We start from the raw sequence: 21,340 nt of genomic DNA, 5'->3' as shown, positions 1-21,340 counted from the left end.
GACGACGAGGACTTCGAGCAGGTCGCCGCGGCCTGGGCGGTGAAGGAGCACCTGCGCAGGATCCTGAACGCGGAGTCCATCGCAGCGGGCCAGGGCGCGAGAATCGACTTTGAGCTGGCAGTGGTCGCGGCCGGGCTGCCCGAGGCCGACAGGCTGGCGGCCACAGTGGCGAAGTGGTGGCCGGAGATCAAGGTGTTCCTCGGCACCCGGGTCACCAACGCCCGGACAGAGGCGGCAAACACGGCGATCAAGCAGATCAAGCGCACCGGCCGTGGGTACCGGAACCAGACCAACTACCAGTCACGTATTCTAGGCAGGAGCTTCCGGCAGACACGCCGACGCTCCCAAATCCACCCTCGAGCAGGACTCCACGCTGAAGTGTGAAGAGCCCCTAAAGGCCCCCACAAACGCAGAAGCGCCTCACCGGATCTGAATCCGGTGAGGCGCTTCTCTGTCTTAGACCTAGCCGCAGTTCACGGCTTCATACTCGTTGGTCGCCTTGTCGAATGAGTAGATGCTGTCGGGGTTTGGCGTCACCCGGATTTCTAACTCGCAGTTGTTCATCGACGCGTAGCTGATCGCAGACTTGAAGTTCGCGCTGCCAGAGGCCGCGCAAACCGCCGCCACGTAGGCGTTCGGGAAGAACGAGCACGCAGTCGTGCCCGTAAAGACGTAGTTCCAAGTGTTGACCTGGGATTTGGAATAGGTCTGCGTCACGGTGCTGGCGTCAGCGGCGCTGGCCGCAGCTACACCGGTGAACCCGACTGCGCCCAGGCAGATTGCCATTCCCGCAGATACTCGTTTCATCCTGCTCTTCACAATGAATCACTTCCTATCTCGGTAAGTACCATTCATGCCGTCGCGATGTTGTTCCGTTGAATACCGCAATCAACCTACGGAGCACGAGGTAGACCGTCAATAGGCAAACGTCCAGGAAAGCGACCAAGTCAGTTGAGTGCGGCGGGCGTCCTCAACGGGCTGTGCTCACTGAGCCATGTGCCCGGCCCTCTGGCCGGCCGGTAGTTCGGCTTCCAAGACGTGTTCGGAGCACATGGAGGTGCAGAGTGAAGACGTTCGGGCACCCCCGATGTCCCGACACATGAGGTGAGAGCCGGATCAGCGTTCAGCTCCGACCCGCAGGATCTCGGCCTCGCGGACGCCGGCTGCGGCCCTGGGTCGAATCCAGATGCCGTCCCCCTGCTGCAGGTCCAGTGCCTGGGACTCCGTGCGAGAGAGCTGCACGTGCACCGGCGGGTGAGAATCGCCCAGTGAGTCCGGTCCTGAGTCCAACAGCACCTCCAGGCGCACTTCGAAGCCGATCCGGGCCAGCCTGGTGATCCGCCCGGGGTGCGAGCCGCTCTCGGGGTCCAGGGTCACCTCCAGGTTATGGGGCCGCAGCCGCAGCCCCCCGAACCGGGTGACCTCCCCGATGAACCCGAAGACGAAGTCACTGGCCGGATGGTCGTAGATCTCCTCGGGCGTGCCGACCTGTTCGATGCGCCCTTGATTCATCACGACCACCGTGTCAGCGACCTCCAGGGCCTCCTCCTGGTCATGGGTGACGAACACGCTCGTGACATGGACCTCCTCGTGCAGCTGGCGCAGCCAGTCGCGCAGCTCCTTGCGGACCTTCGCGTCGAGGGCGCCGAAGGGTTCATCCAGCAGCAGCACCGAAGGATCCACCGCGAGGGCGCGGGCGAGCGCCATGCGCTGCCGCTGGCCGCCGGAGAGCTGGGCGGGGAGCCGGTCGCCCAAGCGCTCCAGTTGGACCAGTTCGAGGAGCTCCTGCACCCGGCGCCGGACCTGCGCCTTCGGAGTCTTGCGGACCTCCAATCCGAAGGCCACGTTCTTGGTCACGCTCATATGCGTGAACGCCGCGTAGTGCTGGAAGACGAATCCGATGTTGCGCTGCTGGGCGGGCAGCCGCGTGACATCGCGCCCCGCGAGGTGCACCGAGCCGGCGTCGGGTTCTTCCTGGCCGCCTAGGATCCGTAGCAGCGTGGTCTTGCCCGACCCCGAGGGACCGAGCAGGGCGGTCAGTCCGCCGGAGGGGACCGAGAGGCTGATGTCTTCCAGGGCGGTGAAGCTGCCGAAGCTCTTCTTCACGTGGTGGATCTCAATTCCCACGGGTGTGCTCCTTTGGTCGTAACACGGTGACGATGGCCAGTGCGGCGATGCCGATGAGTGCGAGCAGGAATCCGATGGCGTAGGAGCTGCCAGTGGCGAAGCCCTGATGGAAGCGCTGGACCGCCATGGTGGCGGTCTCGGTCTGACCGACGAGGCCCCCGGAGATGATCAGCACGGCCCCGAACTCCCCGATGGCGCGGGCCAGGGTCAAAATGACCCCGTAGGTCACCGCCCCCCTGATCGAGGGCAGTGTGATCCGCCAGAGGATCTGCCCGGCGTGGGCCCCGAGACTCCGTGCGGCGATCTCCTGCTCCATGCCGATCTCGCGCAGCACCGGGATCACCGCGCGCAACACCAGCGGAAGGCTGACGAAGGTCACCGCGAGCACGATGCCGGGGAAGGAGAACACCACCAGGATGCCCAGTTCGGCCAGCGGGCGGCCGAGCCAGCCTTGGACGGGGCCGTAGGCGAGCAGCAGCGCCAGGCCAACGACGATCGGCGAGACCGCGATCGGCAGGTCCACGAACAGCCCGAGCAGCCGTTTTCCCGGGAAGTCGTGGCGCACCAGCAGGATCCCCAGCGTGATCCCGAAGACCGTGTTCAGCACGACCGCCCAGGCGGCGGCCGCGAGGGTGACCCGCAGCGCGCTGCGGACCGCCGGGTCCTCCCATGTGGAGACCAGGTGGTTCTCCCCGGAGAGGAACGTCTCCTGGACCACCATCCACAGCGGCCAGCCGACCAGGAAGAACAGATAGGCGATCACCACGGTGCGCAGTGCCGTCCGCGTGGCGCTCACCGGGGGCGCTCCTTGGAGGTGAGGATCTCCACGAGCAGCGTCGCGGCAAGGGCGGTGGCCAGCAGCAGCACCGCGACGGTCGCCGCAGCGGCGGTGTTGTCGACCTCGATGTAGCTCTGGATCCGCATCGGGGCGCCCTCGGAGATGTTCGGCCGGTTCCCGGTGAGGATCACCAGGGCACCGAACTCGCCGACTCCGCGGGCGAAGCACAGGGTGGCTCCCGCGGCCAGTGCGGGGGTCAGCGCCGGAAGGATGATCCGGCGCACCGTGGTGGCGCGGCTGGCGCCGAGCGAATGGGCCGCCCGCTCGACGTCGCGGTCCAGCTCGCCCAGCACCGGCTGCACCGTCCGGACCACGAAGGGCAGCGTCACGAAGAGCAGCGCGAGGAACACCGAGGCGGGGGTGCCCAGCACGTTGATCCCCAGCGGGCTCTCCGGTCCGTAGAGGCTCAGCAGCACCAGTCCGGCGACCAGCGAGGGCAGCGCGAAGGGGATGTCGATCATCAGCTCGATCAACCACCGACCCGGAAAACGGTCGCGCACCAGCACCCAGGCGATGAGCAGCCCCATCACGAGGTTCACCGCTGTGACGGCCAGCGCGGAGACCAGCGTGAGCCGGATCGCGTTCGCGGTCTGCACGTTGGTCAGGGTGTCCCAGAACGTGGACCAGCCGTCCTCCACCGAGGAGATGAGCAGCAGGGCCAGTGGGATCATCACCAGCAGGCTGAACCACAGCACCGAGATCCCCAGGGCGAGCCCGGCGGGCCGGGTCAGCGTGCTGCGCCGTCGACGCCGGGACCTCGGGGTGGATCGGAACCTGGACCGGAGTCTGCCCGGTGCCGCATCAGTGCCGGGAGCGGGGGTGTTCAGCGCGCTGGTCGGCATCTCAGCTCCGTCCCGAGTCCTCGATGAGCCGGGTGATCAACCCGTCCTCGTCGAAGTAGTCGTCCTTCACCTGGTCCCAGCCGCCGAAGTCCTCGTCCACCGTGGCCAGCTGCTGCACCTCGGGGAAGGGTTCGGCGGGATCGTTGGCTCCGCGGACCGCTTCGATCTCGATCGGGGCGCCGTCCTGCTCCACCGGGCGGAAGCCGAAGCTGGCGTAGATCGCCTGTCCCGCCGGGGAGAGCGCGAAGTCGTGGAACTGCCGGGCCTGGGCCGGAGCGTCCTCGGTGACCGCGGCGACGTTCTCGATCAGCACCGAGGTCTGCGGAACGATGTAGTCGAGCGCTTCTCCCTGCTGCACGCCCAAGATCGCCTCGTTCTCATACGAGACCAGCACGTCACCGGTCCCGTCGAGGAACGCCATGGTCGCGTCCCGGCCGGAGCCGGGGAACACCGCGACGTTGTCGATGAACTGTTCCATATAGGCCTGCGCCTGAACCGGGGTGCCGCCGTCCTGCAACTGGGACGCGAGGGCGCCGAGAATGTTCCAGCGCGCGGCGCCGGAGGATCCCGGGTTGGGGGTCACGATGCTGACATCCTCGCGGATCAGGTCCTCCCATCCGGTGATGCCCAAGGGGTTGCCCTCCCTGACCACCAGGACCACCACCGAGCTGGTCAGCTGCCCGCCCCAGGCGTTGTCGTCCCAGTCCTCGGCCACCCGTCCCGCGTCGACCAGGCGCTCGAGGTCCGGGGAGATGCTCAGGTGCACCAGGTCCGCCGGCAGCCCGTTGGCCACGCTGCGCGACTGATCTCCCGAGGCTCCGTAGGATTCCGCCTTCTGTGCCCCCTGGCCCGCGGGGGTCTCGGTGAATGAGTTGAACACTTCATTGTTCGCCTCCGCCGGCGCCGCGAACCCCACGAGCGTGATCTGCCCGTCAGGCTCGCCCGCGCAGCCGCTGATCAGAGCTGCGCCGAGGACAGCAGAGACCGCCAGGATGGTCGGTCGGGTCGCTGGTGTGCGCATGCGGAGACAACTCGTTCCTCGGCGGTGATCGGGTGATAGTCCCACCGTAGACAAAGACTCGTCGAACCACTAGTAATGCGTCATATAGGTTCATAAGTGTTCAAAAACAAAGTACGCTGGGTGGTGTCGTGGGAGATTGTGCACCACCACGACGCACCTATGGACGCCGATCGACGAAAGGGCATTCGACATGTCTTCAGACCAGGACTTCTCGCACTACGCCAACCCCGGCGCGCTCGTCACCACTGACTGGGCGGCCGAGCACAAGGATGACCCCTCCGTGGTGCTGCTGGAATCGAACGAGGACGTGCTCCTCTACGAGACCGGCCACATTCCCGGGGCGCACAAGATCGACTGGCACACCGACCTCAACGACCCGGTCACCCGGGACTTCATCGATCCGGAACAGTTCGCCGCGTTTGCCGCGTCCAAGGGCATCACGCCCGAGACCACCGTGGTGTTCTACGGGGACAAGTCGAACTGGTGGGCCGCCTACGCCCTCTGGGTCTTCACCCTCTTCGGGCATGCGGACCTGCGCCTGATCGACGGCGGTCGGGCCAAGTGGGTGCAGGAGGGCCGGGAGCTGAGCACCGAGGTGCCGCAGCCGCGTGACGCGCAGTACCCGGTCCCGGCCACGCGCAACGATCCGCAGTGGCGGGCCTTCCGCGAGGACGTGCTCGAGGCCATCGGCCGCACCCCCCTGGTCGACGTGCGTTCCCCCGCGGAATACTCCGGGGAAGTCACCTCGGCGCCGGGCTTCGAGGACAAGGAAGGCGCCCTGCGCGGCGGACACATCCCCACCGCCGTCTCGGTCCCCTGGGCCCGGGCCGCGAACGAGGATGGGACCTTCAAGTCACGGGAAGAGCTTGCCGCGATCTACCAGGAAGAGGCCGGGGTGGGGGACTCTGAGTCCGTCATCGCCTACTGCCGCATCGGGGAGCGCTCCTCACACACCTGGTTCGTGCTCAAGCACCTGCTGGGCTACGACGAGGTTCGCAACTACGACGGCTCCTGGACCGAATGGGGTAACGGCGTGCGGCTGCCCATCACCGTCGGCGCCGAGCCGGGTGAGGTACCGGCCTCGTGACGACCGGCACGCCGCTGGCCCGGATCTTCGAGGAGTTCCAGTCCGTGGGGGAGCAGCAGCGGCTGATGCTGCTGCTTGACTACGCGAAGCGCCTCCCGGAGCTCCCGGGGGCCTATCGGGACAGCCTCCAGGACATGGACGAGGTCGTGGAGTGTCAGTCTCCGCTGTTCCTGGCGACGGACTTCGACGACGCGGCGGAGGTGGCGCACATCTACTTCGCCGCTCCGCCGGAGGCTCCCACTACGAGGGGCTTCGCCTCGATCCTGCAGCACGGACTCAGCGGCCAGAGCTACGAGGCGATCCTGGGTGTGAAGGCGGATGTGGGTTCTCACCTGGGTCTTGCCCGGGTGATCACCCCGCTGCGGCTGCGAGCGGTCAATGCCATGGTCGGGCGGATCTCCCGCTCAGTCCGCGACCATGTCGGCTGAGGGCTGGTCACTGACTGCTGGCGACTGACTGCTGGTGGCTCAGCCCTGGTGGGCGTCAAGGACTGCGCGCATCGAGTCCAGGCCGAAGATCTCCGCCACGGCGTAGGCGCTCTGCCGGCCCAGGCGAGGGTCAGCGCCGGCGTCGAGCAGGGCCGTCGTGGCGGCCTCGTTCTGCCGGAACACCGCGCAGCCCAGTGCGGTCTGGCCCTGATCGTTGATCCGGTCCACATCGGCGCCGCGGGTGAGCAGGCCTTTGGCCAGTTCGGTGTGGTCGTTATAGACGGCAAGGATGAGCAGCGTGTCGCCCTTCTCGTTGCTCAGGTTCGCCGGCACGCCGCGGTCCACCAGGTCAAGCAGCTCCTCGGTCTTGCCGGCCCGGGCCACCCCGAACATCGAGGTCAGGAACTCCATCTGCTCCTCGGTCAACTCGGGTGCTCCGCCTGCCTGAGGCTGCTGGTTCTCCGGGAGATCGGTCGAGTGCTGGTGGTCCTGTGACATGGCGGCAAGTCTATCTGAGACCGAGCCTGCGCCCTGAGCCGTCGGGGGCGGGAAGAGGATAGCCTGGCGGGGACCCCGAACCTCATCGGCACGTTTATGCATACCTGCGAATAATTATGTAGGCTGTCTTCGAGCCAAAGTTCCGTTCCCCAAGGAGATTCGCTGTGACTGATCGTATTGTTCTCGCCTATTCCGGCGGCCTCGACACCTCTGTGGCCATCGGCTGGATCGCCGAAGCCACCGGCCAGGAAGTCGTCGCCGTCGCCGTCGACGTGGGTCAGGGCGGTGAATCACTGGAGACGGTGCGTCAGCGTGCGCTGGACTGCGGCGCCGTGGAGGCCTATGTGGCCGATGCGCGCCACGAGTTCGCCGATCAGTACTGCATGCCCACGCTGAAGGCCAACGGCCTCTACATGGACTCCTACCCGCTGGTCTCGGCGATCTCCCGCCCGGTGATCACCAAGCACCTGGTTGCCGCCGCCCAGCAGTTCGGCGCCTCCACGGTCGCCCACGGCTGCACCGGCAAGGGCAACGACCAGGTCCGCTTCGAGGTCGGCATCCAGACCCTCGGCCCGGAGCTCAAGTGCATCGCCCCGGTCCGCGACCTGGCCCTGACCCGCGAGCTGGCCATCGAATACGCCGAGAAGCACAACCTGCCGATCGAGACCACCAAGAAGAACCCCTTCTCCATCGACCAGAACGTCTGGGGCCGCGCCGTGGAGACCGGCTTCCTGGAAGACATCTGGAACGGTCCCACCAAGGACGTCTACGACTACACCGAGGACCCCTCCTTCCCGCCCTCGCCCGACGTCGTCACCATCACCTTCGACCAGGGCGTGCCGGTGGCCCTGGACGGCCAGACCGTGACCGCGCTGGAAGCCATCGAGCAGCTCAACCGCCGCGCCGGCGCCCAGGGCGTCGGCCGGATCGACATCGTCGAGGACCGTCTGGTCGGGATCAAGTCCCGCGAGATCTACGAGGCCCCCGGCGCGATGGCCCTGATCGCCGCGCACCGCGAACTCGAGAACATCACCCTCGAGCGCGAGCAGGCCCGGTTCAAGAAGACCGTGGACCAGCGCTGGACCGAGCTGGTCTACGACGGCCAGTGGTTCTCCCCGCTCAAGCGCAACCTCGACGCGTTCATCGACGAGACCCAGAAGTACGTCTCCGGTGAGATCCGGCTCGAGCTGCACGGCGGCCGCGCCACCGTGCAGGGTCGCCGCTCCGAGACCAGCCTGTATGACTTCAACCTGGCCACCTACGACGCCGGCGACGCCTTCGATCAGTCCAGCGCCCGCGGATTCATCGACATCTTCGGCCTGTCCTCCAAGGTGGCCTCTCAGCGCGAGCAGCGCATCCACGGCAAGCCGGACTTCTCCGGCCTCGGCAACCTGGACCGCTGAGCATGACCCCGGAGAGCACGGACTTTGACAACGCGGACTCGGACAACGGAAACTCGTCCAGCCGGCACGGCACCAACGAGGGCGCGCTCTGGGGCGGCCGGTTCGCCTCAGGACCCGCCGACGCGCTGGCCGCGCTGAGCAAGTCCACGCATTTCGACTTCCGCCTGGCCCGCTACGACATCGCCGGATCCCGGGCACACGCCCGGGTGCTGCACCGCACCGGCCTGCTCGACGAGGCGGAGCTGACCGGGATGCTCTCTGCCCTGGATCAGCTCGAGGCCGACGTGCTCTCCGGGGCCTTCACCCCGGCGCCCAGCGATGAGGACGTGCACGGGGCGCTGGAGCGCGGACTGCTGGCCCGGGCCGGTGAGGACCTGGGCGGGAAGCTGCGCGCCGGACGCTCGCGCAACGACCAGATCGCCACCATGGGACGGATGTTCCTGCGCGATCACGCTCGGGTCGTCGGCGCCGGCGTGCTCGGCACCATCGAGGCGCTGATCATTCAGGCCGAGGCGCACCCGAACGCGCCGATGCCGGGCCGGACGCACCTGCAGCACGCCCAGCCGGTGCTGCTGAGCCATCATCTGCTGGCCCACGCCTGGGCGCTGCTGCGCGACCTGCAGCGCCTCGTGGACTGGGACCGTCGCGCCGCGACCTCGCCCTACGGCTCCGGCGCACTGGCCGGATCCTCCCTGGGCCTGGACCCGCAGCGCGTGGCGGAGGAGCTCGGCTTCAGCCAGGCCGCCTGGAACTCCATCGACGGCACCGCCGCTCGCGACGTCTACGCGGAGTTCTCCTGGGTCAGCGCGATGATCGGCGTCGATCTCTCCCGGATCAGCGAGGAGATCATCTTCTGGGCCACCAAGGAGGCCGGCTTCGTCACCCTCGACGACGCCTTCTCCACCGGCAGCTCGATCATGCCGCAGAAGAAGAACCCCGACGTCGCCGAGCTCGCCCGCGGCAAGTCCGGTCGCCTCATCGGTGACCTCACCGGACTGCTGGCCACGCTCAAGGGCCTGCCGCTGGCGTACAACCGGGACCTGCAGGAGGACAAGGAGCCGCTCTTCGACGCGGTGGACACCCTGGAGCTGCTGCTCCCGGCGGTCTCCGGGATGATCGCGACCCTGGTCTTCCACACCGAGCGGATGGCCGAGCTGGCCCCGCGCGGCTTCGCACTGGCCACCGACATCGCCGAATGGCTGGTCCGCCAGGGCGTGCCGTTCCGGGTGGCGCACGAGCTCTCCGGTGAGGCCGTCCGGGTGGCCGAGGCGCGCGACGTCGAACTCTGGGACCTCACCGACGCGGAGCTCAGCGGCATCTCTGCCCAGCTGACCCCCGCGGTGCGCGAGGTGCTGACCACCTTCGGCTCGCTGAACTCCCGGTCCTCCCGCGGCGGCACTGCGCCGTCGGCCGTGGCCGAGCAGCTCGAGGAGCTCAAGCTGCAGCTGAGCCCGATCCGCGAGTTCATCGGCTCGGCGGGCAGCAACGTCGGTCCGGACAGCATCAGCTGAACCGCTTCAGACAGCTGGCGATTCAGTGACCACCGCATGACGCGAGCCCTTCCGAGGCAGCGCCGAACCGCCCTGGCCGTCCTGGCCGGGGCGGTTCTGCTTGCGCTCAGCGGGTGCGCGGAACCCCGCCAGGCTCCGGCCCTGGACTATCCCAGCGCCCCGGACCAGCGGCTCCCTGAGGCGGCCGCACCCGCCGAGGTTCCCGCGCCCGGTCAGCCCTGGGTTCCGATCGCTGGCCTGGCAGACGAGCAGTGGCTCGAGGCGGTGGCCGAACGCACCGGCATCCCGCAGCGCGCGCTGGCCGCCTATACCGGTGCCGCCCTGCTGGTCGCGCAGACCCGGCCCGAGTGTGGACTGGGCTGGAACACCCTGGCCGGGATCGGTCAGGTGGAATCCCAGCACGGGACCTACGCCGGCGCCGAGGTCCAGCCGGACGGGCAGGTCTCCCCGGCGATCATCGGGATCCCGCTGGACGGATCCCCGGGCTTCGCCGAGATCCCCGACACCGACGGCGGCACGCTGGACGGGGACACCGAATGGGACCGCGCGGTGGGGCCGATGCAGTTCATCCCCGCCACCTGGGCGCTCTACGCCCAGGACGGGTCCCGCAGCGGCAGCTCAGATCCGCACCAGTACGACGACGCCGCGCTCACCGCCGCGGTGTATCTGTGCGAGAGCGGGGGAGACCTCACCAGCGACGAGGGCTGGGTGGACGCCGTCGTCGCCTATAACCAGTCGGTGGAGTACGTCAACGACGTCGCCGCCCACGCCCAGGACTACGTCAGCCCCGAGGAGTCCTGACCACCAGCGTCCTGGGCCGCTGCACCTCTCTGCCATCATGGGCAGATGGATTCCGCACGGCTGCACGCCCTCTTCGACGCCCACGCCACCGAGTTGGCCCCGGCCCTGCTGGGCTGCGAGCTCACCGTGGAGACCGCCGAGGGGTCCGTGCGGGTGCGGCTGACCGAGGTCGAGGCCTACGGGGACCAGGGCGAGGATCCGGGTGCGCACAGCTTCACCGGCAGGACCGCCCGCAACGCGGCGCTCTTCGGACCGCCCCGGCACACCTACGTCTACCTCAACTACGGGATCCACCGCTGCCTGAACCTGGCCTGTGCCGCGGAGGGCACCGCGGGCGGGGTGCTGCTGCGCGCCGGGGAGGTCCTGGCGGGACGGGACCTGGCGATCGAGCGCCGCGGCGGCCGCGACACCGGGGCGAAGCTGCTCTCCGGTCCCGGACGGCTCGGACAGGGCCTGGGGATCACGCTGCCGATGGACGCCCGTCCCGTTTCCTTCGATCATCCGGCCGGCACCGACGACCCCGCGCGCTTCACGCTGACCCCGCCCGCAGAACCGGTGGATCCCCAGCGGATCCGCACCGGCCCGCGCGTCGGCGTCTCCGGAGCCGGGGGCAGCGCCGTCTATCCCTGGCGGTATTGGCTCGACGCGGAGCCCTCGGTCTCGGCCTACCGCCCCGGACGCAACGTTCCAACCGAGGTCAGCTCCTGACCTGGACCGGGTCTGGTCATCTTCGGTTCACCTGAATAGAGGTATGATTGATGGTCAGCAAATTCGCGACGGAGAGCTGCGCTGCTTGATGAGTGATTCACAGTCCTCGGCCACGGCCGAGATCATGCCCGAAGACCATGACGTTCCGGTGCCCGGCCTCGAAGCCGGCGTGGAGGAGGAGCGCGAGTACGTCGGCGTGCTCTACTCCCGGCTTGATGAGCTGCGCGCCGAGAAAGAGGTCCAGCTCGCGAAGGTGCGCCGGGTCGGCTCCGGCGGCACCATGCAGAACGCCTCCGAGCGCGACGCCTTCGCTGCGATGTATGAGGACCGGCTCGCGCAGCTCAACGCGGTCGATGATCGGCTGGTCTTCGGCCGGCTCGACCACGACTCCGGGGAATGCCGGTACATCGGCCGGATCGGTCTGACCTCGGCGAGCCACCAGCGGCTGATGCTCGACTGGCGCGCCCCCGAGGCAGGCGTCTTCTACCAGGCCACCGCCTTCGAGCGCCAGGGCGTGCGTCGGCGTCGTCATCTGCTGCTCAAGCGCCGCGAGGTGCACGGGGTCGAGGACGACGTGCTCGACGCCAGCATGCTCGAAGAGGCCAGCCACAACCACGGCGACGGCGCCCTGCTTGCCGCCCTCACCGCGCGCCGCACCGGACAGATGGGCGACATCGTCGCGACCATCCAGTCCGAGCAGGACCGGATCATCCGGGCCGAGCTGCCCGGCGTCATGGTCGTCCAGGGCGGACCCGGCACCGGCAAGACCGCCGTGGCGCTGCACCGCGCGGCCTACCTGCTCTACAGCCACCGCGACCGGCTGAAGTCCGCCGGCGTGCTGATCGTGGGGCCGAACTCCACCTTCATGTCCTATATCGACCGGGTGCTGCCCTCCCTGGGCGAGACCGGTGTGGTGCTGTCCTCCCTGTCCGAGCTCTTCCCCGGCGTGCGCGGCGGCGAGGAGAAGGACCCCCGGGTCGAAGAGATCAAGGGGCGCCTGGACTGGGTGCAGATCATCGGCGCCGCCGTCGCCCACCGGCAGCGCACCATCCCTGATGTCCGCGACGTCACCGTGGACGGGACCCGAGTCGGGGTCACCCCGAAGATGGTCAACCGGGCTCTGGAACGGGCCCGGGCCACCGGCAAGCCCTATAACGAGGCGCGCCCGACCTTCGTGAAGGTCCTGGTCAAGGAGATCGCCGAGAAGCTCGAGCGAATCATCGAGAAGCGCTCCGAGGGCAACGACGCCGACCGGTCCTACCTGCTCGAAGACGTCCGCAGCTCCCGCGACGTCCGGGTCCTGCTGAACCTGTGCTGGATGCCGCGCAGCCCGCAGGGACTCCTCGAGGACCTCTACTCCAAGCCCAAGTACCTCGCCGACGTCGCGCCCGAGCTCAGCGCGGCCGAGCGGGAGCTGCTGCAGCGCCCGCCCGGAAGCCCGTTCAGCAGCGCCGACGTGCCGCTGCTCGATGAGGCCGCCGAGCTGCTCGGCACCTTGGACGAGTCCGCCGGACGCGAGGCCGCCCGACAGAAGGCCGCCGCCGCCCGGTCCCTGGACAACGCGCAGCGTGCCGTGGAGAACGCCACCCCGCAGCTCGAAGAGATGGGCATCGAGGGGTTCCTCGACGCCCAGGCGGTGGTGGACATGAACGCCGAGTCCGGCCCACGGCTGACCGCGGCCGAACGCGCCCAGGTGGATCGCAGCTGGACCTACGGCCATGTCGTGGTCGATGAGGCCCAGGAGCTCTCGCCCATGCAGTGGCATGTGCTGATGCGCCGCTGCCCGCTGAAGTCCTTCACCATCGTCGGGGACATCGCCCAGGGCTCCTCGCCCTCAGCCGTGCCGAGCTGGCAGAAGGCCATGGCGCCCTTCGTCGGCAAGCGGATGCGCGTGGAGGAGCTCACGGTCAACTACCGCACCCCCGGCACCATCGTGGAACTGGCCGAGCGGGTCGCCAAGGCCAACGGGTTGGAGACCACCTCGCTGCGCACCGTGCGTGACGGGGACTACCCGCCGGTGATCGAGACGGTCGAGGCTGATCAGCTGGTCAGCGCAGCCACCGCCGCGGTCCGCGCCGAACATGAGCGGGTGGGGGAGGGGCTGGTCGCCGCGATCGTCCCGCAGCGCCTGCTCGGCGCCACCCGGAGGTCCCTGGTCTCGGAGTTCGGTTCCCGCGTGGGCCGCGGCGCCGGATCGTTGACCGAAGACATCCTGGCTCTCTCCGCCGATGAGGCCAAGGGCCTGGAGTTCGACGCCGTGGTGCTGATCGAGCCTGCCGAGATCCTCGAGGAGACCGCCGGGCGGGTGGGCAGCCTCTATGTGGCACTCACCCGGCCCACCCATGCGCTCCACGTGGTGGCCTCCCGCGACCTGCCCGCCGGATTCTGACCTGACCCGCACGATTCCGACGTTTCGGAGCTGTTCGGCACGAGAAGATTGGTAACGTACCTGCTGTGACCCAGATGAGCCTCGAATCCACGAACCCGGCGCTGGCTGCCCAGCGCAACGATCCAAGCTTCGAGACGCTCTGGCAGGAGCTGAACTGGCGCGGACTGGTCCATGTCTCCACCGAGGCCGACGCGCTGGAAGAGGCGCTCTCGGGGGAGCCGATCGTCTACTACTGCGGCTTCGATCCCACTGCGGCCTCGCTGCACCTGGGTCACCTGGTGCAGCTGCTGACCATGCGCCGCATCCAGCTCGCCGGCCACAAGCCGCTCGCCCTGGTGGGCGGATCCACCGGTCTGATCGGGGATCCACGGCCCTCGAGCGAACGCACGCTGAACACCCCGGAGGTCGTCGCCGGCTGGGTGGACTCGCTGCAGCAGCAGATCAAGCACTACATCTCCTTCGAGGGGGACAGTGCCGCAACCATGGTGAACAACCTGGACTGGACCCAGGGCGTCAGCGCGATCGAGTTCCTGCGCGACATCGGCAAGTACTTCCGCGTGGGCACGATGATCAAGAAGGACATCGTCGCCAAGCGGCTGAACTCTGATGAGGGCATCTCCTACACCGAGTTCAGCTACCAGATCCTGCAGGGCTTCGACTACCTGCAGCTGTTCCGGCACTACAGCTGCACCCTGCAGTTCGGCGGCTCAGACCAGTGGGGCAACCTCACCTCGGGCACCGAACTGGTCCGCCGTGCCGAGGGCAAGCAGGTCCACGCGCTGGGCACACCGCTGATCACCAACTCCGACGGCACCAAGCTCGGCAAGTCCGAGGGCAATGCCATCTGGCTCGACGCCGAGCTGTGCTCGCCGTACACCTTCTACCAGTACTGGCTCAACCAGTCCGATGCCGACGTGATCGACCGGCTCAAGGTCTTCACCTTCCGTACCCGGGAAGAGATCGCCGAGCTCCAGCGCTCCGTGCAGGAGGCCCCCTTCAAGCGCGAGGCCCAGCGGGCACTCGCCTGGGACGTGACCTCCCTGGTCCACGGGGAAGAAGCCACCCAGAAGGTGATCGATGCCTCGGGTGCGATCTTCGGCAAGGGTGAACTCACCCAGATCGATGAGCCCACCTTGCAGGCGGTCGCCTCAGAGCTGCCACACGCCAGCATTCCTGCCGATGAAGCTACGGCCGTGCGACTGCTGGTGGACACCGGTCTGGTGAAGTCCAATGGCGAAGCCCGTCGAGCGATCAACGACGGCGGCGCCTACGTCAACAACGAGAAGATCACCGACGCCGATGCGCTGGTGACCGACGCGATGTGGCTGCACGAGAAGTTCCTGCTGGTCCGCCGCGGCAAGAAGAACCTCGCCCTGGTTCATCGGGGCTGAGCTGCCCCTCCTGCGTGGGGGTGTAAAAACCCCCAGGTCACGGGGATGCAGGGGTGTGATGCAGGTCGCACCGGTTCTGGTTTGCGGACTCGGCAGGGCATGTGTAAAGTTCTATCTCGTGCTCAAGGGCGCACAGCGGAAAGCCACGGCGGACCGATGAAGACCTTAGTTTTGATAACCACATAGCTTCTCCCCATACAGGACATGGTCCTGGCAGCAGGATTCACCGGCCATCTGGTCGTGGTGATGGTGCTGGCAGGCTTAGTGTTCGGGGGGTTCGAGACCACGGTTTTCCTGGTGTTCATATGGTGTTGACCTCGAGTTGACGGCAGCGAAGATCAGGACGTAGAGTTGAGAACCGCGCAGACGACGAGTTGGAGTCGGTCCAGTCAGTGAGTATTCGCTGCTGAGTGATTCACTTCGAGTCGGGTCAAGACGGTGGAAACGCCGAATTGACGAAGCGGAAGCTTGTTGGTAAGCTTACAAAGTTGCTTCGGAGCGATTCAGAGAAAAACTTCTGATGGTGCCGGTAGCGGTTGTTGTTTGAGAACTCAATAGTGTGCCAAGTTTGTTGATACCAAATTATTTATTTGGTTATAACAGTGACATTATCACCCCCGTGATAGTGATCGCAAATTTAGCCAAGGATTCATTAACTGGTGTCTGTGGTTGATGATGAGCGGATCGTGAGGGCCTTGTTTTTCTGGCAGGGTCTGGTCTGTTTGTTGTTGATTGTGGATGCTGTCTCTTATTAATTTTTTAATGGAGAGTTTGATCCTGGCTCAGGATGAACGCTGGCGGCGTGCTTAACACATGCAAGTCGAACGATGAAGACCGTGCTTGCACGGTTGGATTAGTGGCGAACGGGTGAGTATCACGTGAGTAACCTTCCCTTGACTCTGGGATAAGCCCGGGAAACTGGGTCTAATACCGGATACGACCAGTCCTCGCATGGGGTGCTGGTGGAAAGATTTATCGGTCTTGGATGGACTCGCGGCCTATCAGCTTGTTGGTGAGGTAATGGCTCACCAAGGCGATGACGGGTAGCCGGCCTGAGAGGGTGACCGGCCACACTGGGACTGAGACACGGCCCAGACTCCTACGGGAGGCAGCAGTGGGGAATATTGCACAATGGGCGAAAGCCTGATGCAGCGACGCCGCGTGCGGGATGACGGCCTTCGGGTTGTAAACCGCTTTCAGCAGGGAAGAAGCGAAAGTGACGGTACCTGCAGAAGAAGCGCCGGCTAACTACGTGCCAGCAGCCGCGGTAATACGTAGGGCGCGAGCGTTATCCGGAATTATTGGGCGTAAAGAGCTCGTAGGCGGTTTGTCACGTCTGCTGTGAAAGCCCGAGGCTCAACCTCGGGTGTGCAGTGGGTACGGGCAGACTAGAGTGCAGTAGGGGAGACTGGAATTCCTGGTGTAGCGGTGAAATGCGCAGATATCAGGAGGAACACCGATGGCGAAGGCAGGTCTCTGGGCTGTTACTGACGCTGAGGAGCGAAAGCATGGGGAGCGAACAGGATTAGATACCCTGGTAGTCCATGCCGTAAACGTTGGGCACTAGGTGTGGGGGACATTCCACGTTTTCCGCGCCGTAGCTAACGCATTAAGTGCCCCGCCTGGGGAGTACGGCCGCAAGGCTAAAACTCAAAGGAATTGACGGGGGCCCGCACAAGCGGCGGAGCATGCGGATTAATTCGATGCAACGCGAAGAACCTTACCAAGGCTTGACATGGACCGGATCGCTGCAGAGATGCAGTTTCCCTTCGGGGTCGGTTCACAGGTGGTGCATGGTTGTCGTCAGCTCGTGTCGTGAGATGTTGGGTTAAGTCCCGCAACGAGCGCAACCCCTATCCTATGTTGCCAGCACGTAATGGTGGGGACTCATGGGAGACTGCCGGGGTCAACTCGGAGGAAGGTGGGGACGACGTCAAATCATCATGCCCCTTATGTCTTGGGCTTCACGCATGCTACAATGGCCGGTACAATGGGTTGCGATACTGTGAGGTGGAGCTAATCCCTAAAAGCCGGTCTCAGTTCGGATCGAAGTCTGCAACTCGACTTCGTGAAGTTGGAGTCGCTAGTAATCGCAGATCAGCAACGCTGCGGTGAATACGTTCCCGGGCCTTGTACACACCGCCCGTCAAGTCACGAAAGTGGGTAACACCCGAAGCCGGTGGCCTAACCCTTGTGGGGGGAGCCGTCGAAGGTGGGACTCGCGATTGGGACTAAGTCGTAACAAGGTAGCCGTACCGGAAGGTGCGGCTGGATCACCTCCTTTCTAAGGAGCAGGACCCGAGTCGGGTCCGCCACTTCATGTCGCCGTTCGTGTGACTGGTGGTTTGCTCAAGGGTGGAATATCAACGAATCGTCATCATGGTCTTGGCATTAGTTTCTCCGGTACGCCTGACGCTCACACTTGTGTGGGATCACGTGGGGTCGGAAAGAGAGCTGGTGTCTATATTCTGTGGTGCTTGGCACACTGTTGGGTCCTGAGACAACAATGGTTGTTTCATGATCTGGCCCTCGGCTTCAGGTAGCCGATCCGTGTTATGCGGGTTGGTGATGGTGGTGGGGGTTGTTGTTTGGGAACTGCATAGTGGACGCGAGCATCTTTGTTCTTTTGAACAAAATACTCGAATCATGCTGGTCACACCTTTGGTGTGGTCAGTCTTTTTTGTGTCAATTTTTAGTCGAGCACTTATTTGTGAGTGTCATCGCAGCTACTGTGATGGCGGTCGTAAGTGTTTTAGGGCGCATGGTGAATGCCTTGGTAGTAGGAGCCGATGAAGGACGTGGGAATCTGCGATAAGCCTGGTGGAGCTGATAACCGAGCGTTGATACCAGGATTTCCGAATGGGGAAACCCCGCATGCTGTGATGGTGTGTGACCACCGGTTGAATGTATAGACCGGTTGGAGGGAACGTCGGGAAGTGAAACATCTCAGTACCGACAGGAAGAGAAAACAATGTAGTGATTCTGTGAGTAGTGGCGAGCGAAAGCGGATGGGGCTAAACCGGTTGCGTGTGATACCTGGTAGGGGTTGCGTGGCCGGGGTTGTGGGACATTACGTGGGGGATCTACCAGTCCTCCGGGTTGAGGTGCGGGCGTATAGACGAAGAAGGTTGAGTCCTTCGCCGTAGAGGGTGTGAGTCCCGTAGTCGTAATGCGTTCCGCCGGCCTGTGAGTGTATCCCGAGTAGCACGAGGCTCGAGGAATCTTGTGTGAATCAGCCAGGACCACCTGGTAAGCCTAAATACTACCTACTAACCGATAGTGAATCAGTACCGTGAGGGAATGGTGAAAAGTACCCCGGGAGGGGAGTGAAATAGTACCTGAAACCATGTGCCTACAATCCGTCAAAGCATCCTATAGGGGTGTGATGGCGTGCCTTTTGAAGAATGAGCCTGCGAGTTAGTGCTCAGTGGCGAGGTTAACCCGTGTGGGGAAGCCGTAGCGAAAGCGAGTCTGAATAGGGCGTTTGAGTCGCTGGGTCTAGACCCGAAGCGGAGTGATCTACCCATGGCCAGGTTGAAGCGCGTGTAAGAGCGCGTGGAGGACCGAACCCACCTAGGTTGAAAACTGGGGGGATGAGCTGTGGGTAGGGGTGAAAGGCCAATCAAACTCCGTGATAGCTGGTTCTCCCCGAAATGCATTTAGGTGCAGCGTTGCGTGTTTCTTGCCGGAGGTAGAGCTACTGGATGGCCGATGGGCCCTACAAGGTTACTGACGTCAGCTAAACTCCGAATGCCGGTCAAGTCAGAGCGCAGCAGTGAGACTGTGGGGGATAAGCTTCATGGTCGAGAGGGAAACAGCCCAGACCACCAGTTAAGGTCCCTAAGCGTGTGCTAAGTGGGAAAGGATGTGGAGTTGCTTAGACAACCAGGAGGTTGGCTTAGAAGCAGCCACCCTTGAAAGAGTGCGTAATAGCTCACTGGTCAAGTGATTCCGCGCCGACAATTTAGCGGGGCTCAAGCACACCACCGAAACTGTGGCATTTAGTCCCTTGCGGACTGGATGGGTAGGGGAGCGTCGAACACTGCGGTGAAGCAGCAGCGTAAGCTCGTCTGTGGAGTGTGTTCGAGTGAGAATGCAGGCATGAGTAGCGAAAGACACGTGAGAAACGTGTCCGCCGAATGACTAAGGGTTCCAGGGTCAAGCTAATCTGCCCTGGGTTAGTCGGGACCTAAGGCGAGGCCGACAGGCGTAGTCGATGGACAACGGGTTGATATTCCCGTACCGGTATAAGACCGCCCATGGTGAACTGGTGATACTAACTGCCCGAATCGTGCTAGAGCGTGCCCCTTGTGGGTACGACGTGTACGAGGAGCGCAGGACCTGAACCGGGGAGCCAAGCGTATTAACAGGTGTGACGCAGGAAGGTAGCTGAGCCCAGCGATGGTTGTCTGGGTCTAAGAGTGTAGCCCGAGTCCTAGGCAAATCCGGGACTCGTTATATGGGTGAGACTTGATGGGACTCCACTTTGTGGGGGATTCAGTGATCCTATGCTGCCAAGAAAAGCATCGACGCGAGGGCTTGTACCGCCCGTACCCATAACCGACACAGGTGGTCAGGTAGAGAATACTAAGGCGATCGAGAGAACCACGGTTAAGGAACTCGGCAAAATACCCCCGTAACTTCGGGAGAAGGGGGACCACCCTGGTGATCCAGGCTTGCTTTGGTGAGCTGGTGGTGGTCGCAGAGACCAGGGGGAAGCGACTGTTTACTAAAAACACAGGTCCGTGCGAAGTCGTAAGACGATGTATACGGACTGACTCCTGCCCGGTGCTGGAAGGTTAAGAGGAAGGGTTAGTCCTTGTGGCGAAGCTCTGAATTTAAGCCCCAGTAAACGGCGGTGGTAACTATAACCATCCTAAGGTAGCGAAATTCCTTGTCGGGTAAGTTCCGACCTGCACGAATGGAGTAACGACTTCCCCGCTGTCTCAACCGTGGACTCGGCGAAATTGCACTACGAGTAAAGATGCTCGTTACGCGCAGCAGGACGGAAAGACCCCGAGACCTTTACTATAGCTTGGTATTGGTGTTTGACATCACTTGTGTAGGATAGGTGGGAGACTGTGAAGCGGCCACGCTAGTGGTTGTGGAGTCGTCGTTGAAATACCACTCTGGTGTTGTTAGGCATCTAACTTCGGGCCCTGATCGGGTCCAGGGACAGTGCCTGGTGGGTAGTTTAACTGGGGCGGTTGCCTCCTAAAGAGTAACGGAGGCGCCCAAAGGTTCCCTCAGCCTGGTTGGCAATCAGGTGTCGAGTGTAAGTGCACAAGGGAGCTTGACTGTGAGAGCGGCAGCTCGAGCAGGAACGAAAGTTGGGACTAGTGATCCGGCGTCACCGTGTGGAAGGGACGTCGCTCAACGGATAAAAGGTACCTCGGGGATAACAGGCTGATCCTGCCCAAGAGTCCATATCGACGGCATGGTTTGGCACCTCGATGTCGGCTCGTCGCATCCTGGGGCTGGAGTTGGTCCCAAGGGTTGGGCTGTTCGCCCATTAAAGCGGTACGCGAGCTGGGTTTAGAACGTCGTGAGACAGTTCGGTCCCTATCCGCTGCGCGCGCAGGAGATTTGAGAAGGTCTGTCCTTAGTACGAGAGGACCGGGACGGACGAACCTCTGGTGTGTCAGTTGTACTGCCAAGTGCACCGCTGATTAGCTACGTTCGGGATGGATAACCGCTGAAAGCATCTAAGTGGGAAGCCGGCTTCAAGATAAGATCTCCGTCACCTTCGGGTGTGAAGGCTCCCAGCTAGACTACTGGGTTGATAGGCCAGATGTGGAAGCGCAGCAATGCGTGAAGCTGACTGGTACTAATAAGCCGATCACTTACACCACACTCATATGAGTGTGCTCGATGAGTGTCAATTGAACAATTGCGTGTTTGCGTCCACTAGGCGGTTCTCTGCCAACAACCCCACAACACCCGTGGGCCTCCCGTTTGGGGTGGTCTGGTGGTGTGGGTCAGAGTCAGTAGTTGAATAGTGTTGTTGTGAATTTAGGTTTACGACACCTTCGTACCCCACCACAGGTACACGCCCGGTCCTTTTAGGCGGGTGTGTGTTGTGTGGTGGTGTGGGAGCGGGTGTTGTTCTAGAGTTACGGCGGTCATAGCGTGGGGGAAACGCCCGGTCCCATCCCGAACCCGGAAGCTAAGGCCCACTGCGCCGATGGTACTGCACACTGGAGTGTGTGGGAGAGTAGGTCGCCGCCGGACACTTTTTGTAGAGAGGGTTCAAGCCCGGTCCCTTGTGGGGGACCGGGCTTGACCTGTATCCAGGG

15 protein-coding genes and 3 rRNA genes are annotated in these 21,340 nt (G+C 64.1%); 12 read left to right on the top strand and 6 right to left on the bottom strand.

Features of this window, described 5'->3' with window-relative positions:
• On the top strand, positions 1–384 hold a 384-nt coding region (locus BCL67_RS13890), incomplete at its 5' end, for a transposase (protein WP_146131184.1).
• 78 nt (positions 385–462) lie between these two features.
• On the opposite strand, the gene BCL67_RS13885 is transcribed toward BCL67_RS13890, so the two are convergent.
• The 5 genes from BCL67_RS13885 to BCL67_RS13865 form a co-directional block, all read right to left on the bottom strand.
• Positions 463–786 carry a hypothetical protein gene (locus tag BCL67_RS13885; protein WP_106124014.1) on the bottom strand — a complete coding sequence of 108 codons (324 nt, stop codon included), beginning with the start codon at positions 784–786 and terminating at the stop codon, positions 463–465.
• A 330-nt stretch (positions 787–1,116) separates the two neighbouring features.
• Complete coding sequence (locus BCL67_RS13880; protein ID WP_106124013.1) at positions 1,117–2,127, bottom strand: sulfate/molybdate ABC transporter ATP-binding protein; 1,011 nt, start codon at positions 2,125–2,127, stop codon at positions 1,117–1,119.
• Positions 2,117–2,923: an ABC transporter permease subunit gene (locus tag BCL67_RS13875; protein ID WP_258175091.1), complete on the bottom strand. Its 807-nt coding sequence runs from the start codon at positions 2,921–2,923 to the stop codon at positions 2,117–2,119. Before BCL67_RS13875 ends, BCL67_RS13880 begins: the two co-directional genes overlap by 11 nt.
• Entirely contained in the window at positions 2,920–3,807 is an 888-nt protein-coding gene (gene cysT / locus BCL67_RS13870; protein ID WP_106124012.1) for a sulfate ABC transporter permease subunit CysT, read from the bottom strand. The genes BCL67_RS13875 and cysT overlap by 4 nt, the downstream gene beginning before the upstream one ends.
• 1 nt (position 3,808) lies before the next feature.
• Complete coding sequence (locus tag BCL67_RS13865; protein ID WP_106124011.1) at positions 3,809–4,828, bottom strand: sulfate ABC transporter substrate-binding protein; 1,020 nt, start codon at positions 4,826–4,828, stop codon at positions 3,809–3,811.
• A 190-nt stretch (positions 4,829–5,018) separates the two neighbouring features.
• Here BCL67_RS13865 and BCL67_RS13860 point away from each other — a divergent pair, with 190 nt between their 5' ends.
• Positions 5,019–5,915: a sulfurtransferase gene (locus tag BCL67_RS13860; RefSeq protein WP_106124010.1), complete on the top strand. Its 897-nt coding sequence runs from the start codon at positions 5,019–5,021 to the stop codon at positions 5,913–5,915.
• Complete coding sequence (locus tag BCL67_RS13855) at positions 5,912–6,343, top strand: SufE family protein (protein WP_106124009.1); 432 nt, start codon at positions 5,912–5,914, stop codon at positions 6,341–6,343. The genes BCL67_RS13860 and BCL67_RS13855 overlap by 4 nt, the downstream gene beginning before the upstream one ends.
• Positions 6,344–6,382: 39 nt before the next feature.
• On the opposite strand, the gene BCL67_RS13850 is transcribed toward BCL67_RS13855, so the two are convergent.
• Positions 6,383–6,841, bottom strand: coding sequence for an ankyrin repeat domain-containing protein (locus BCL67_RS13850; RefSeq protein WP_106124008.1), 459 nt, complete (start codon positions 6,839–6,841; stop codon positions 6,383–6,385).
• Between the two features lie 164 nt (positions 6,842–7,005).
• Between BCL67_RS13850 and BCL67_RS13845 the strand changes: the two genes are divergently transcribed.
• From BCL67_RS13845 to rrf, 9 genes are all read left to right on the top strand, one after another.
• The gene (locus BCL67_RS13845) at positions 7,006–8,244 is read left to right on the top strand and encodes an argininosuccinate synthase (protein ID WP_106124007.1); all 1,239 of its coding nucleotides are present in this window, start codon (positions 7,006–7,008) and stop codon (positions 8,242–8,244) included.
• Positions 8,245–8,246: 2 nt separating this feature from the next.
• Positions 8,247–9,755: an argininosuccinate lyase gene (gene argH, locus BCL67_RS13840; RefSeq protein WP_106124006.1), complete on the top strand. Its 1,509-nt coding sequence runs from the start codon at positions 8,247–8,249 to the stop codon at positions 9,753–9,755.
• 36 nt (positions 9,756–9,791) lie between these two features.
• The gene (locus BCL67_RS13835; protein ID WP_106124005.1) at positions 9,792–10,556 is read left to right on the top strand and encodes a lytic transglycosylase domain-containing protein; all 765 of its coding nucleotides are present in this window, start codon (positions 9,792–9,794) and stop codon (positions 10,554–10,556) included.
• Positions 10,557–10,601: 45 nt separating this feature from the next.
• Positions 10,602–11,264, top strand: coding sequence for a DNA-3-methyladenine glycosylase (locus BCL67_RS13830; RefSeq protein WP_106124004.1), 663 nt, complete (start codon positions 10,602–10,604; stop codon positions 11,262–11,264).
• A gap of 124 nt (positions 11,265–11,388) precedes the next feature.
• A complete protein-coding gene (locus tag BCL67_RS13825; protein WP_258175093.1) occupies positions 11,389–13,653 on the top strand; it encodes a HelD family protein in 2,265 nt (754 codons plus the stop codon).
• A gap of 74 nt (positions 13,654–13,727) precedes the next feature.
• Positions 13,728–15,044, top strand: coding sequence for a tyrosine--tRNA ligase (gene tyrS, locus BCL67_RS13820; RefSeq protein ID WP_106124015.1), 1,317 nt, complete (start codon positions 13,728–13,730; stop codon positions 15,042–15,044).
• Positions 15,045–15,803: 759 nt separating this feature from the next.
• Positions 15,804–17,328, top strand: a 16S ribosomal RNA gene (locus BCL67_RS13815).
• 457 nt (positions 17,329–17,785) lie between these two features.
• Positions 17,786–20,895, top strand: a 23S ribosomal RNA gene (locus tag BCL67_RS13810).
• 263 nt (positions 20,896–21,158) lie between these two features.
• A 5S ribosomal RNA gene (gene rrf / locus BCL67_RS13805) occupies positions 21,159–21,275 on the top strand.
• Together the 16S, 23S and 5S rRNA genes form the textbook arrangement of a ribosomal RNA operon.
• The last annotated feature ends 65 nt before the right edge of the window (positions 21,276–21,340 follow it).

It is taken from the genome of Nesterenkonia sandarakina (genome assembly GCF_003003175.1).
GTDB lineage: Bacteria > Actinomycetota > Actinomycetes > Actinomycetales > Micrococcaceae > Nesterenkonia > Nesterenkonia sandarakina_A.
The sequence above is the reverse complement of the archived record's forward strand: the minus strand, read 5'-3'. Positions and strand labels throughout refer to the sequence as shown.